The sequence below is a fragment of the Brenneria roseae subsp. americana genome (genome assembly GCF_003115815.1).
In the GTDB taxonomy this organism is placed as follows: Bacteria; Pseudomonadota; Gammaproteobacteria; order Enterobacterales; family Enterobacteriaceae; genus Brenneria; species Brenneria roseae.
Map to the genome: position 1 here is coordinate 39,908 of NZ_QDKJ01000019.1, position 14,069 is coordinate 53,976.

The 14,069-nt window shown below is 51.1% G+C and carries 11 protein-coding genes, 1 pseudogene and 1 riboswitch; of the genes and pseudogenes, 9 read left to right on the forward strand and 3 right to left on the reverse strand.

Annotation, left to right across the window (positions count from 1 at the left end; genetic code table 11):
* Positions 1–127 precede the first annotated feature (127 nt).
* The 4 genes from metB to metF all read left to right on the forward strand — a co-directional run bounded on the left by metB (position 128) and on the right by metF (position 5,608).
* Positions 128–1,288, forward strand: a complete 1,161-nt coding sequence (gene metB, locus B4923_RS19105; RefSeq protein WP_109491294.1) for a cystathionine gamma-synthase — start codon at positions 128–130, stop codon at positions 1,286–1,288.
* Between the two features lie 2 nt (positions 1,289–1,290).
* Complete coding sequence (locus B4923_RS19110; protein WP_109491295.1) at positions 1,291–3,726, forward strand: bifunctional aspartate kinase/homoserine dehydrogenase II; 2,436 nt, start codon at positions 1,291–1,293, stop codon at positions 3,724–3,726.
* A 455-nt stretch (positions 3,727–4,181) separates the two neighbouring features.
* On the forward strand, positions 4,182–4,427 hold the full coding sequence (locus B4923_RS21380; protein WP_109491296.1) for an MFS transporter: 246 nt from the start codon (positions 4,182–4,184) through the stop codon (positions 4,425–4,427).
* A gap of 284 nt (positions 4,428–4,711) precedes the next feature.
* Positions 4,712–5,608: a methylenetetrahydrofolate reductase gene (gene metF / locus B4923_RS19120; protein ID WP_109491297.1), complete on the forward strand. Its 897-nt coding sequence runs from the start codon at positions 4,712–4,714 to the stop codon at positions 5,606–5,608.
* 163 nt (positions 5,609–5,771) lie between these two features.
* Here metF and B4923_RS19125 read toward each other — a convergent pair.
* Positions 5,772–5,972: pseudogene (locus B4923_RS19125) on the reverse strand (redoxin family protein); the annotation flags it as partial.
* 174 nt (positions 5,973–6,146) lie between these two features.
* Here B4923_RS19125 and oxyR point away from each other — a divergent pair.
* The gene (gene oxyR / locus B4923_RS19130; protein WP_109491298.1) at positions 6,147–7,064 is read left to right on the forward strand and encodes a DNA-binding transcriptional regulator OxyR; all 918 of its coding nucleotides are present in this window, start codon (positions 6,147–6,149) and stop codon (positions 7,062–7,064) included.
* On the opposite strand, the gene sthA is transcribed toward oxyR, so the two are convergent.
* On the reverse strand, positions 7,047–8,453 hold the full coding sequence (sthA, locus tag B4923_RS19135; RefSeq protein WP_425428657.1) for a Si-specific NAD(P)(+) transhydrogenase: 1,407 nt from the start codon (positions 8,451–8,453) through the stop codon (positions 7,047–7,049). The genes oxyR and sthA overlap by 18 nt on opposite strands.
* A 196-nt stretch (positions 8,454–8,649) precedes the next feature.
* Between sthA and fabR the strand changes: the two genes are divergently transcribed.
* Positions 8,650–9,279: an HTH-type transcriptional repressor FabR gene (fabR, locus tag B4923_RS19140; protein WP_170116093.1), complete on the forward strand. Its 630-nt coding sequence runs from the start codon at positions 8,650–8,652 to the stop codon at positions 9,277–9,279.
* Positions 9,280–9,311: 32 nt separating this feature from the next.
* On the forward strand, positions 9,312–9,686 hold the full coding sequence (locus B4923_RS19145; protein WP_109491300.1) for a YijD family membrane protein: 375 nt from the start codon (positions 9,312–9,314) through the stop codon (positions 9,684–9,686).
* Between the two features lie 94 nt (positions 9,687–9,780).
* Here B4923_RS19145 and trmA read toward each other — a convergent pair whose 3' ends face one another.
* Entirely contained in the window at positions 9,781–10,881 is a 1,101-nt protein-coding gene (trmA, locus tag B4923_RS19150) for a tRNA (uridine(54)-C5)-methyltransferase TrmA (RefSeq protein ID WP_109491301.1), read from the reverse strand.
* Between the two features lie 134 nt (positions 10,882–11,015).
* A riboswitch (cobalamin riboswitch) is annotated at positions 11,016–11,238 on the forward strand.
* Positions 11,239–11,307: 69 nt separating this feature from the next.
* On the opposite strand from trmA, the gene btuB reads away from it, so the two are divergent.
* On the forward strand, positions 11,308–13,185 hold the full coding sequence (gene btuB / locus B4923_RS19155) for a TonB-dependent vitamin B12 receptor BtuB (RefSeq protein ID WP_109491311.1): 1,878 nt from the start codon (positions 11,308–11,310) through the stop codon (positions 13,183–13,185).
* On the forward strand, positions 13,130–13,987 hold the full coding sequence (gene murI, locus B4923_RS19160) for a glutamate racemase (protein WP_109491302.1): 858 nt from the start codon (positions 13,130–13,132) through the stop codon (positions 13,985–13,987). The genes btuB and murI overlap by 56 nt, the downstream gene beginning before the upstream one ends.
* Positions 13,988–14,069 lie beyond the last annotated feature (82 nt).

The window sequence follows — 14,069 nt, forward strand, 5'->3', positions numbered from 1 at the left end:
AGCGGTTATTATGCTTATGCTCAATCTATACGCAAAGAAGTTTAGAAGTCTAGATGTATTGACGTCTATTAAAACTGGGTTTACTCTTTAACCTCTTATGTTTCAGCCTCCAGCCAGGAAAAAGCCGATGACGCGTAAACAGGCAACGATCGCAGTTCGCAGCGGGTTAAATGATGACGAACAATATGGTTGTGTCGTCCCCCCCATTCACCTTTCCAGCACCTATAACTTTACCGGATTCAACCAGCCAAGAGCCCATGATTATTCACGTCGCGGTAACCCGACGCGTGATGTGGTGCAGCGTGCGCTGGCTGAGCTGGAAGGTGGTGCGGGTGCGGTGATGACCAGCAGCGGAATGTCGGCCATTATGCTGGTTTGCACGGTATTTCTGCGTCCGGGTGATTTGCTGGTTGCGCCTCATGACTGCTACGGCGGCAGCTACCGTCTGTTCGATAGCCTGAGTAAACGCGGTGCGTTTCGCGTGAAGTTTGTCGATCAGGGCGATGAAGCGGCGCTCAATGCCGCGCTGGAAGAGAAACCCAGTCTGGTGCTGATAGAAAGCCCCAGCAATCCTTTATTGCGCGTGGTGGATATCGCGGCGATTTGCCGTGCCGTTCGCGCGGCAGGGGCCATCAGCGTGGTGGATAACACCTTCCTGAGCCCCGCTTTGCAGCAGCCGCTGGCGCTGGGCGCGGATCTGGTCATCCATTCCTGTACGAAATACCTGAACGGTCATTCCGATGTGGTGGCCGGCGCCGTGATCGCCAACGATCCGGAAACCGTGACGGAACTGGCCTGGTGGGCCAACAACATTGGCGTAACGGGTGCGGCGTTTGACAGCTATCTGCTATTGCGCGGTTTGCGCACGCTGGCTCCTCGTATGGCCGCCGCACAGCGTAATGCGCTGCAACTGGTTGAATACCTGCAACAACAGCCGCTAGTGAAAAAATTGTATCACCCTTCATTACCGCAGAATTCTGGTCATGAAATTGCTCGTCGTCAGCAATCCGGATTTGGCGCCATGCTAAGCTTTGAACTGGATGGTGATGAAGAGACGCTGCGGCGTTTCCTGGAGCCGTTGGAGTTGTTCACGCTGGCAGAATCTTTGGGTGGTGTGGAAAGCCTGATTTCTCATGCCGCAACCATGACTCATGCCGGCATGGCGCCCGAAGCGCGCGCCGCGGCCGGGATTTCTGAAACGTTATTGCGTATTTCAACCGGTATTGAAGACGGTGATGATCTTGTTGCCGATCTGGATCGTGCATTTCAGGCTGCAGCGAAGAGGTAAGAATGAGTGCATCAGGAGTAGCGGGAGCGGTGACAGGCCGGCAACTGCATAAATTTGGCGGCAGCAGTCTGGCTGATGTGAAGTGCTATCTGCGAGTCGCCGACATCATGGCTGAGTACAGTCATCCCGGCGATTTAATGGTGGTTTCCGCCGCGGGCGGCACGACCAACCAACTGATTAGCTGGTTAAAGCTGAGTCAAAGCGATCGTCTTTCCGCTCATCAGGTTCAGCAGGCGTTGCGTCGCTATCAGAGCGATCTGATCGCCGGATTGCTCCCCCCTGAAACGGCTGAGCCGTTGACTTCCCTGTTTATTCGCGATCTGGAGCGTTTAGCGGCGCTGCTGGATGGCAAAATTACCGATGCCGTATACGCCGAAGTGGTGGGGCACGGCGAAATCTGGTCTGCCCGGCTGATGTCCGCCTTGCTTAACCATCTGGATATGCAAGCTTCCTGGCTGGACGCGCGTGATTTCCTGCGGGCGGAGCGGGCGGCGCAGCCTCAGGTTGATGAAGGGCGTTCCTGGCCGCTGCTGCAACAGTGCCTGACGCAACATGCGGGACACCGTCTGGTGGTGACCGGGTTTATCTGCCGTAATGACGCCGGTGAAACGGTGCTGCTGGGGCGCAATGGGAGTGACTATTCCGCGACGCAAATCGGGGCGCTGGCAGGCGTAGAACGCGTGACAATCTGGAGTGACGTTGCCGGTGTCTACAGCGCTGACCCGCGCAAAGTAAAAGACGCCTGCCTGTTGCCTTTGTTGCGGTTGGACGAAGCCAGTGAACTGGCGCGACTGGCTGCGCCAGTGTTACATACGCGCACGCTACAGCCCGTTTCCGGCAGCGATATCGATTTGCAACTGCGTTGCAGTTATCAGCCGGAACAGGGATCGACGCGCATTGAACGCGTACTGGCTTCCGGGACTGGCGCCAAAATTGTCACCAGCCATGATGATGTTTGTCTGATTGAAATTCAGCTGCCGACGGAACATGAGTTCTCTCTGGTACAGCGGGAAATGGAGCAGTTACTGAATCGGGCGCAGCTAAAGCCGCTGGCGACGGGGATTCATCAGGATCGTAACCTGCTGCAACTCTGCTACACCTCTGAAGTCGTGGATAGTGCCTGGGCACGTCTGGAACAGGCGGCGTTGCCCGTCAGCTTGCACAAGCGGGAGGGATTGGTGCTGGTGGCCATGGTGGGGGCCGGCGTGAGCAAGAATCCGTTGCACAGCCATCGTTTTTATCAACAGTTGAAAGACCAGCCAATCGAGTTTATCTGGCAATCGGAAGATGGGATCAGCCTGGTCGCCGTGCTGCGCGTCGGGCCGACGGAACATCTGATACGCGGCCTTCATCATTCCCTGTTCCGCGCGGAGAAACGCATTGGCCTGGTGCTGTTTGGTAAAGGGAATATTGGTTCCCGCTGGCTTGAGCTGTTTGCCCGTGAGCAAAGTAATATCTCTGCCCGTACCGGTTTTGAGTTTGTGCTGGCGGGGGTAGTGGACAGCACCCGTAGCCTGCTGAATTACGACGGTCTGGATGCCAGCCGGGTGTTGGCCTTCTTTGAGAACGAAGCGCAGGAGCGGAATGGCGAAGATCTGTTCCTGTGGATGCGTGCGCATCCGTTTGACGATTTAGTGGTGCTGGATGTCACCGCCAGTGAATCGGTTGCCGATCTGTATCTTGACTTCGCCAGCTATGGTTTCCATGTCATCAGTGCGAACAAACTGGCGGGGGCGTCCGGCGGCAATAATTATCGCCAGATTCGGGATGCCTTTGCCAAGACGGGCCGCCACTGGCTCTATAACGCCACGGTGGGGGCCGGGTTGCCGGTGAACTTCGCCGTCAGGGATCTGCGTGAAAGCGGTGACAGTATTCTTGCTATCAGCGGTATTTTCTCCGGCACGCTTTCCTGGTTATTCCTGCAATTCGATGGCTCGGTGCCGTTCATCGATCTGGTGGATCAGGCTTGCCAGCAGGGGCTGACCGAACCCGATCCGCGTGTGGATCTGTCCGGACAGGATGTGATGCGCAAGTTGGTGATTCTGGCCCGTGAAGCCGGGTATGAAATCGAACCCAGTCAGGTTCGGGTCGAATCGCTGGTGCCGCCAGGTTGTGAGGAAGGGTCTGTCGATCACTTCTTTGAGAATGGCGAATCGCTTAACGAGCAGATGATCCAACGTCTGGAAGCCGCTCAGGAGATGGGGCTGGTGCTGCGCCACATTGCCCGCTTTGACAACAATGGTAAAGCCCGGGTGGGGGTGGAAGCCGTGAGGCCGGATCATCCGTTGGCATCGTTGTTGCCATGCGACAACGTGTTTGCCATTGAAAGCCGCTGGTATCGGGATAACCCTTTGGTGATCCGTGGTCCGGGGGCGGGACGTGATGTGACTGCCGGCGCCATTCAATCGGATTTGAACCGTTTGGCGCAGCTGCTTTAAGCCAGAGATAAAAGCGCCGGGCCTGTTAAGTCCCGGCGTATCCTGTTTTCTTACGCTGACGAACCTTAAGGTTCTCTCTCAGGGGCTCCCCTCAGCGTTGCTGCAAACAACCTCCCGATCTATTCGTCACCCAAATCACTTAATTGAGTAAACTCATTGGCTCGATTATTTGCTGCATCGTTACTTCGGATAGTAACAATGAAACCGTGCCGATAAAAAAGGAATAATGTCACTCTTTAATAATAAATATTAGTGCATTGTTGCTATCAGCATTCTTTTATTATATTTCCTTCTTACGGTAGGCGGTGCAAGTACAAGATGTTACGCCAAGGCAATATTCATGATGCCAATCTGGTAGTTCAGTTGGGTATTCAGTGACCATATCACAGGTTATTACGATACTGGTGATGGCAACATTTATAAAGAAATATGGGGAGTGGTAAACGGGAGTCAGAGTGGTTGGCCTGGTTAACTCGGCGTCCAGCTTTGGGAGTAAGGTCGGCGCCGGTATCGGTGGCGCCATGATGGGATGGGCTTTATCCATGGGCGGATATAAAGCGGAACTTGATAGTCAACCTGCATCGAGCATTATGACGATACACTCTTTATATATCTATATACCGCTAATTGTCAGTATTATTGTTCTGATTATGACTTTTTTTATAAGTTGGATAAGGAATACCCGGAAATTATTAAAGTAAAAATTGCCTGTGTGGCTCAAACAGTGAATGTGCTGAATTCACTGTTTCTCACCTAGTGTGTCAGGTTGAGACAGAGACGCTTTCTCGTGATCTATTGGCGCAATCTTGTTGAGCAGATGGGATATCATGAATTTTCTTCATGTAGCTTGAGTAATCATCACCGCGTATCCTGATGAAAAGCGTTGACTCTTTAAGTGGATTACGTCATTTTCTATATAGACGTCTAAACGTATAGACGGTTATGAAAATGATAATAACAGTAACGGTGAATGGAGTAGCAGGGTATGAGTTTTTTTCACGCAAACCAGCGGGAAGCGCTGAATCAAAGTCTGGCGGAGTTGCAAGGGCAGATTAATGTTTCATTTGAATTTTTTCCGCCGCGCACCAGCGATATGGAAGAAACACTGTGGAACTCCATTGATCGTCTGAGCAATCTGAAGCCGAAGTTTGTTTCTGTTACCTATGGTGCCAACTCTGGCGAGCGCGATCGGACTCACAGCATTATTAAAACCATTAAAGAGCGCACCGGTCTGGAAGCGGCCCCGCATCTCACCTGCATCGATGCTTCCCGTGAACAGTTACGTGAAATTGCCCAGGATTACTGGCAGAGCGGTATTCGTCATATTGTGGCGTTACGTGGTGATTTACCGCCGGGCGGCGGTAAACCGGAAATGTATGCTTCCGATCTGGTTGCGTTGCTGAAAGAGGTGGGGGACTTTGATATTTCTGTTGCCGCCTATCCTGAGGTGCATCCGGAAGCGAAAAGTGCTCAGGCTGATCTGATCAATCTGAAGCACAAGATTGACGCCGGAGCGAGTCGTGCAATCACCCAGTTCTTTTTTGATGTAGAAAGCTATCTGCGTTTTCGCGATCGCTGTGTGGCGACGGGGATCGATGTCGAGATCGTGCCGGGTATTCTGCCCGTCTCCAACTTCAAACAATTGCAGCGTTTTGCCACCATGACGAATGTTCGTGTGCCGAACTGGATGACATCCATGTTTGAAGGGCTGGATAATGATCCGGAAACCCGCAAGATGGTGGGCGCATCCATTGCGATGGACATGGTGAAAATCCTGAGTCGTGAAGGGGTGAAAGATTTCCACTTCTATACGCTGAACCGTGCTGACTTAAGCTATGCGATTTGCCATACGCTGGGAGTGCGACCAGCGGCAACCTTATAAGATACTATCTCGCATCATATACGTGCATCAGCCCGTTATCACGCAGCACAACGCGTGAACGTTCCTGATTCTCCAAAGAAACCCTGTTGGTTTCAAAATCCCCGCATGCATTTAATTGCTGGCTGAACTTGCGATGGGAGAGCTTCCCATCGTAATAAGGCTAAACGCACAAAATGCTATCAACGCCAAATTGCTTGAACACGCCCGCCAACTCATTATAGCGTGGCAGGTAGCTGGAAGAGCAGGTTGGCGTAAAAGCCCCTGGTAAAGTAAATACAACGACAGTTTTATTATGGAATAATTCGTCTGTTGTCACATCACGCCATTGATCGTCCTGACGTATGTGGAAAGTGATCTGTGGGATTTTTTTGCCTTCCGGCTAGTGGACATGGCTTAGCCTCATAATGATGAAATTTATGTAGGAATAAAATAGATATTCTGCGATGGGATGTTTTATTCATTTTGTGTATTGATAGGAATAATCGTTCATTGCTATTCTATCTATCGCCATTTGCTATCGTGATAAGGAGAATAATAAATGAATATTCGGGATTTAGAGTATCTTGTGGCGCTGGCGGAGCATCGCCATTTTCGGCGCGCCGCGGACTCTTGCCACGTTAGTCAGCCAACTCTCAGTGGACAAATTCGTAAGTTAGAAGATGAACTCGGTGTTATGTTGCTGGAGAGGACCAGTCGCAAGGTACTGTTTACTCAGGCCGGACTGCTACTGGTTGAACAGGCGCGAACCGTACTGCGTGAAGTGAAGGTATTGAAAGAAATGGCAAGCCAGCAGGGGGAGACGATGTCAGGCCCTTTGCATATTGGCCTGATTCCGACGGTTGGCCCCTACCTGCTTCCGCAAATCATTCCGATGTTGCACCGCACATTCCCCAAGCTGGAAATGTACCTGCACGAAGCACAAACTCATCAACTTTTAGCACAGCTGGATAGTGGAAAACTGGATTGCGCCATCCTGGCGATGGTGAAAGAGTCCGAAGCCTTTATCGAAGTTCCTTTATTCGACGAGCCGATGAAACTGGCGATTTATCAGGATCATCCGTGGGCAAATCGTGAACGAGTCGCCATGGCCGATCTGGCCGGTGAGAAGTTGCTCATGCTGGAAGATGGGCACTGTTTGCGCGATCAGGCGATGGGATTCTGTTTTCAGGCTGGTGCGGATGAAGATACCCATTTCCGGGCCACCAGTCTGGAAACGCTGCGTAATATGGTGGCGGCGGGAAGTGGTATTACGCTGCTGCCGTCACTGGCGGTACCGCATGAGCGTGAACGTGATGGTGTCTGCTATTTGACCTGCTACAAACCGGAGCCAAAGCGTACCATCGCACTGGTTTATCGCCCCGGTTCACCGCTGCGCGGACGTTATGAGCAACTTGCCGATACCATCCGCGAGCATATGCAGGACTATCTGGAAAATCAGTCAAAACAGACGGTTTAAACCATTTAATGCCGCAACCCGATAGGCTTCAGCCATCGTTGGGTAATTGAAGGTAGTATTGACGAAATATTCAATAGTATTACCTTCGCCTTTTTGCTCCATGATGGCTTGGCCGATATGAATAATCTCTGCCGCGCGCTCACCAAAACAGTGAATACCCAGAATCTGTTTTGTTTCACGATGGAAGAGAATTTTCAGACTTCCCACATTCATTCCCACGATTTGTGCACGAGCCAGATGTTTGAACTGTGCTCTTCCCACTTCGTAGGGCACTTTCATCGCGGTGAGCTCCTGCTCGGTTTTACCGACAGAACTGATTTCAGGGATCGTGTAAATCCCGGTGGGAATGTCTTCGATCAGATGTGCGGTCGCATCGCCTTTCGTAATGGCCTGTGCGGCAATGCGCCCCTGATCGTACGCCGCGGAGGCCAGACTGGGGTAGCCGATGACATCACCCACGGCATAAATGTGCGCCAAACCGGTCTGATACATGCTGTTGACCTTTATCTGCCCACGGTTATCGGTACTCAGACCGATCTTGTCCAAACCCAGCGTTTCAGTGTTGCCGGTTCGACCATTGGCATAGAGCAGACAGTCCGCTTTCATCTTCTTACCGGACTTCAGATTGACGATGACACCGTCGGGTACCCCTTCAATACTTTCAAATTCTTCATTGTGACGGATAACCACGCCATTGTTCCAGAAGTGATAGGACAGCGCGTCCGACATTTCCTGATCGAGGAAAGCCAGTAGACGATCGCGGGTATTGATCAGGTCAACCTTGACGCTTAGCCCGCGAAAGATGGACGCGTATTCACAGCCAATAACGCCGGCGCCGTAAATGATGACGTGCTGTGGTTCATGATCCAGTTGCAGGATGGAATCGCTGTCATAGATACGAGGGTCGGAGAAATCCACTTCCGCCGGATGGTAAGGCCGGGAGCCTGTAGCGATAATGACATTCGCGGCGGTCAGCGTGTCGTGAGTATCGTCCGGATAGTGTACGGCAATCGTATGTTGATCAATAAACCGCGCTTCGCCAGAGAATAGATCACACTGATTACGTTCATAAAATCCCTGACGCATCTGGGTTTGCTGGCCAATAACACTATCAGCGTGGCGCAGAATGTCAGAAAAAGAAGAGCGGATAATGCGGGAATTATCACTGTACAGTGGGTTTTGGTTGAACTCGATAATACGGCTGACAGCATGGCGTAGCGCTTTGGAAGGAATGGTTCCCCAGTGGGTACAGCCGCCGCCAACGTTATAGTGCCGTTCAATCACGGCAATCCTGGCGCCCTGTTTGGACAATCCCATGGCAGCGCCTTCACCGCCGGGGCCTGAACCGATCACTATCGCATCATAATCGAACTGCTTTTGTATGGTCATGGTAGGCTAAACCTGTTTTTATACAAAAATATAACGCGATTGTAACATCGGCTGAGGCAGAACCCAATCATCCCTGTTTTTATTATGGGAAATGGTGGTCACATTTTTAATATGACAAACTTTGTCTCAGCATGCTGAGATTAAAGTTTGCTATAGTGCCTCTCTGGAAAGGAGAGCAAATGATTTGGGCAGGATAATGGGTGTCAGAGCACAACAAAAAGAACGGACGCGTCGCTCCCTGATTGAGGCGGCGTTTAGCCAATTAAGCGCTGAACGTAGTTTCGCCAGCCTGAGCTTGCGTGAAGTGGCACGTGAAGCCGGCATTGCTCCAACCTCTTTCTATCGCCATTTTCGTGACGTGGATGAATTGGGGTTGACGATGGTGGATGAGAGCGGGCTGATGTTGCGCCAGTTAATGCGTCAGGCCCGGCAGCGCATTGCCAAAAGTGGCAGCGTAATCAAAACCTCCGTCTCCACCTTTATGGAGTTTATTGGTAATAACCCTAACGCTTTCAGGTTGTTATTACGAGAACGTTCGGGGACGTCTGCCGCATTTCGTGCGGCCGTCGCTCGTGAGATACAGCATTTCATCGCAGAGCTGGCAGATTATCTAGAAGTCGAAAATCACATTCCTCGTAGTTTTGCGGAGGCGCAATCAGAAGCAATGGTTACCATTGTTTTCAGCGCCGGAGCGGAAGCATTGGATGTCGATCTGGGACAGCGCAGGCAACTGGAAGAGCGTCTGGTGCTGCAACTGCGTATGATCTCCAAAGGAGCCTATTATTGGTACAGAAAGGAACAGGACAATAGCGCCAGTGCTTCGTGAGTTTTACGTATACACATGAGAAGGGAGAAACCATGACAGAACAACAACCTCAACAAGAAAAGGGGACGCTGCTCCTGGCGTTAGTCGCCGGCCTGTCGGTCAATGGCGCGTTTGCCGCTTTGTTCAGCTCGGTAGTGCCATTTTCCATTTTCCCTTTGATTGCACTGGTTTTATCTATCTATTGTCTGCATCAGCGTTATATGAATCACAGCATGCAAGAAGGGACGCCGATGCTGGTTGCCGCCTGTTTTCTGTTAGGACTGTTGCTCTACAGTGCGATTGTCCGCGTTGAATACCCCGTCATCGGTTCAAACTTTGTACCTTCTCTGCTTTGTGTCGCGTTGGTGTTCTGGATTGGTCTTAAGCTGCGAGCCAGAAAGCCGGCAAAAGAGATTGATACGCCATAGGAACACCGAATCTGGCGGTCGTGGTGCCGCCGGTTGGGTGCGTGAATTACGGCCGTTTTTCTGACTATCGTTTTTCTGACTATCGTTTTTCTAACTATCGTTTTTCTAACAACACGCCGCATTCCATGTGGTGGGTATAAGGGAATTGATCAAACAGCGCCAGACGGCGAATTCGATGTGTTTCGTTCAGCGTTTCCAGATTGCGGCACAGCGTTTCCGGGTTGCAGGAAATATAGAGTATGCGCGGATAGGCCTGCACGAGCTTGACCGTTTCCGAATCCAGTCCGCTACGCGGCGGATCGACGAAAATGGTTTCACACTGATAGCTTGTCAGATCGATACCCTCTAATCGATTAAACTTTCGTACGCCTTGCATCGCCTGCGTAAACTCTTCTGCCGCCATACGGATAATCTGTACGTTATCAATCTGGTTTGCCGCAATGTTATATTGTGCTGCTGCGACGGAAGGTTTGGCGATTTCAGTGGCCAGGACCCGGTTAAAATTTCGGGCCAGCGCCAGCGAAAAATTTCCGTTGCCGCAGTAAAGTTCCAGCAAGTCACCCTCTGAGCCTTCAGTCGCCTCCAGCGCCCATTCCAGCATCTGAATATTCATTGCCGCGTTAGGCTGAGTAAAGCTGTTCTCTACCTGACGATAAATCATATCCCGACCGGCGACGGGCAAACATTCATCAACGTAATCCCGCTCGAGGCAAATTTTGGTTTTTGTCGCACGCCCAATGAGCTGTAGACGGAAACCCTGTGCGTTCAGACTATCGCGCAGCGTGCGCGCATGCTGTTGCCATGATTCATCCAGCGCACGGTGATACAGCAGCGATACCACCACTTCACCGCTCAGCGTGGATAAATAATCGATCTGGAACAGCTTGCGGCGAAGGATCGGGTTTGGCTGGAGTGCGCTAATCAGCGCGGGCATCAGGCGGTTAATCAACTCACTGGCTGCCGGAAATTGGTCAACCCGGATACGTTGCTTTGTCTGCTGATCAAACATGATGTGGTAGAGCTCGTCGCCGTCATGCCAGATACGAAATTCGGCACGCATCCGATAGTGACTCACGGGTGAACGAAAAACCGCAGGCGCCGGGGCATTGAAGGGGGCCATCATCCCGCGAAGACGTTCAGTTTTTTGTGCAAGCTGGTCGTCATATTGATCAATAGGCAGGATTTCTGGCGTCATGGTTTTCTCGTCTGAACGGCGTCTAAAAGGAGCTTATTGGCGGGGAATTGTAGGGAATCCCGCCGGGAAGTCCAGTTTTGTTACGTTATTATTCTGTAATGAAATAGCAGTCTAGACATCTGCATGGCGCGATCGTAGCATGTGCGTCCGGCCTTGTATCACGAGTTAAAAGGGAATCCAGTGTAAATCTGGAGCTGACGCGCAGCGGTAAGGGAAAGCGCGAGCGATAGCATGATTGCAGACACTGTCTTTTAAAGATGGGAAGTCATCGCTCTTTGTTGTTAACCAGACCTTCGCTTTGAGTCATGGTAACAATGGCACCCAAGCCCGAAGACCTGCCGGTATACGTCGCAATGACCATGACCATCGCGTGCTATCGGTCGTGGTAATGCGGCATCCTTATATATGGTTTGGGATGCTCGATTCATGTTTAATAAAAAAATAACGCTGCTGACAGCGCTCTCTGTCACGGCTTTTTCCGTCTGGGCGCAAGACAGCAATTTACCGCAAGACTCCTCTGACAACATGGTGGTAACGGCAAACCGTTTCTCCCAACCTGTTTCCTCTGTTCTCGCCCCACTGGATATCGTTACCCGTGACGATATTGAGCGTTGGCAGGCTAAAAATGTATTAGAAGTCATGCGGCGGTTGCCGGGCGTTGATATCGCGCAGAACGGCGGATTGGGGCAAAGCGCGTCGATGTATATCCGCGGTTCGGAAGCGCGTCATACGCTGGTTTTGATTGACGGTGTCCCTGTAGCAAAGCCCGGCATTACCGGCGCGGGTGATTTCAACCAGATACCGATTTCCCTCGTACAACGCATTGAATTTATTCGCGGGCCTCGTTCTGCCGTGTATGGCGCCGATGCAATTGGTGGTGTGATTAACATCATTACTCAGACTGATAGTGACAGTGCCAACCTTCGTGCCGGCGTGGGTTCCAACCATTATCAGGAATATGGTGGCAGTGTCCGTCATACGATAGCTGATAATACAAAAGTCACGCTGGCCGGCGCTTATCAGGACACCAACGGCTTTAATGTCCAGCCCAATTCGACTTATCACGTTGACAGGGATAAAGACGGTTGGCGGAATAAATCATTTTGGGCCGGTATTGAACATCAATTTGATGCGCGTTTTTCAGGGTTCTTGCGCGGCTACGGCTATGGCGCGAATAGTGACTATGATGCGGGATCCTCCGGCGGGGGAGATGAGCAACAGATTTATAATCATACCTACAGTACTGGTTTGCGTTTTTCCCAGGGAATTTATGCCTCTCAATTGATTGCCAGCTATCAAAAATACAGCGTACTTAACTATGTCAGTACCCAGGGACGCTATGGGGCAGATAATTCTCAGGACGACATGGAGCAGCGTAATCTGCAATGGGGAAATACTTTTGCCATTGCTCACGGTACGCTCAGCGCGGGTATTGATTGGAAACGGCAAAAGCTGACTTCCGAAGGTGTGAGTTTTAATTCGGGAGCCCGGGAAACGAACAGCTATAAACAAGATAATACTGGCGCTTATATCACCGCACAGCAGCAGTATGGCGCGGTAACATTAGAAGGATCTGCTCGCGGAGATGATAACGAACAGTTTGGAAACCATGGAACCTGGCAGGTAGCCGCTGGATGGGCATTTATACCCGATTATCGCGTCACGCTTTCCTATGGCACGGGATTTCAGGCGCCAACATTGGGCCAGCTATATGGACAAAAACGTTTTGACATCACCTCGAATGAAAATCTGAAACCAGAAGAATCAAAACAATGGGAGGCTGGGCTTGAGGGGCTGACCGGGCCGCTGAATTGGCGTTTGTCCGCTTACATCAACAAAATTGATAATCTGATCAATTATGAATATGCCTCTGCTACGCAGACAGGAACGTATTACAATGTTAAATCCGCGACGATGAAAGGCCTTGAATGGACGGGGTCATTTAATACCGGCATTTTGAGTCATCAAATAACGTTGGGCTATCTTGATGCTCGCAGTGATGAGGATGATAAAGTATTGGCCCGTCGTGCTAAACAGCAGGCTAAATATCAACTGGATTGGACGTTGTATGACGTCGATTTCGATCTCAGCTATCAGTATGTGGGAAAACGTTTCGACAATGCGCAGAACACCCGCCGACTGCCAAGCTATAGCACCGTTGATCTCGCCGCGTCATATCCGGTCACCTCTCAACTGACAGTTCGTGGTAGAATTGCCAACCTGTTTGATAAAGAGTATGAGACGGCATATGGCTACCGAACGGCAGGGCGGGAATACTATCTCACCGGAAGCTATACCTTCTGACCTGCCATCCCGTCCCACGGTTCTGGTGTTTGACTCCGGCGTGGGCGGGCTGTCTGTTTATGATGAGATCCGGAAATTGTTGCCGGATCTCCACTATATCTATGCATTCGATAATGAAGCGTTTCCCTACGGCGAAAAGCCACAGCAGTTTATTATCGAGCGTGTTGTCGAGATTGTTACCGCCATTCAGCGGCGTCACCAACTGGCGCTGGTTGTGATTGCCTGTAACACCGCCAGTACCATTTCTCTTCCTGCTTTGCGTGCGCGGTTTACCTTTCCTGTTGTGGGCGTGGTGCCTGCGGTTAAACCGGCGGCGAAACTGACGCGTAATGGCGTTGTTGGTCTGCTGGCGACCCGCGCAACGGTACAACGTCCTTATACACACGAACTTATCGCCCGTTTTGCGAATGATTGTCAGATATTATCGCTTGGTTCGTCAGAGCTGGTTGAATTGGCGGAAGCAAAATTGCAGGGAGAGGCTATCTCGATTGCCGATCTGCAAAAGCTTTTGCGTCCCTGGCTACGTTTACCTGAGCCACCGGATACGGTGGTGCTTGGATGTACACATTTCCCGTTACTGGCGGAAGAATTGCAAATGGCGTTACCCGATGGGACGCGATTAGTGGATTCAGGCGCGGCGATCGCCAGAAGAACGGTATGGCTGATTGCCAACCTTGAAAATCCGACATGCTCAACAGAAAAAAATCTGGTTTATTGCCTGACGATTACACCCAAAGTTGCCACCCTATGGCCAGTATTGCAGCGTTATGGCTTCTTTTCGTTGGAAAAACTGCCGCTTTAACGTGCTAATGGGCAAATTGTAGGCGATCGATAATTTTTTTGCATTTAGCGCTTGTCAGCGGCGGAGAAGTCCCTATAATGCG

Coding starts and splice junctions, on each gene's coding strand:
- oxyR (WP_109491298.1), top strand. CDS start 6,147: ATGAATATTCGGGATTTAGAGTATCTTGTGGCGCTGGCGGAGCATCGC.
- trmA (WP_109491301.1), bottom strand. CDS start 10,881: ATGACGCCAGAAATCCTGCCTATTGATCAATATGACGACCAGCTTGCA.
- btuB (WP_109491311.1), top strand. CDS start 11,308: ATGTTTAATAAAAAAATAACGCTGCTGACAGCGCTCTCTGTCACGGCT.
- B4923_RS19145 (WP_109491300.1), top strand. CDS start 9,312: ATGACAGAACAACAACCTCAACAAGAAAAGGGGACGCTGCTCCTGGCG.
- metB (WP_109491294.1), top strand. CDS start 128: ATGACGCGTAAACAGGCAACGATCGCAGTTCGCAGCGGGTTAAATGAT.
- sthA (WP_425428657.1), bottom strand. CDS start 8,453: ATGACCATACAAAAGCAGTTCGATTATGATGCGATAGTGATCGGTTCA.
- metF (WP_109491297.1), top strand. CDS start 4,712: ATGAGTTTTTTTCACGCAAACCAGCGGGAAGCGCTGAATCAAAGTCTG.
- murI (WP_109491302.1), top strand. CDS start 13,130: ATGGCTACCGAACGGCAGGGCGGGAATACTATCTCACCGGAAGCTATA.
- B4923_RS19110 (WP_109491295.1), top strand. CDS start 1,291: ATGAGTGCATCAGGAGTAGCGGGAGCGGTGACAGGCCGGCAACTGCAT.
- fabR (WP_170116093.1), top strand. CDS start 8,650: ATGGGTGTCAGAGCACAACAAAAAGAACGGACGCGTCGCTCCCTGATT.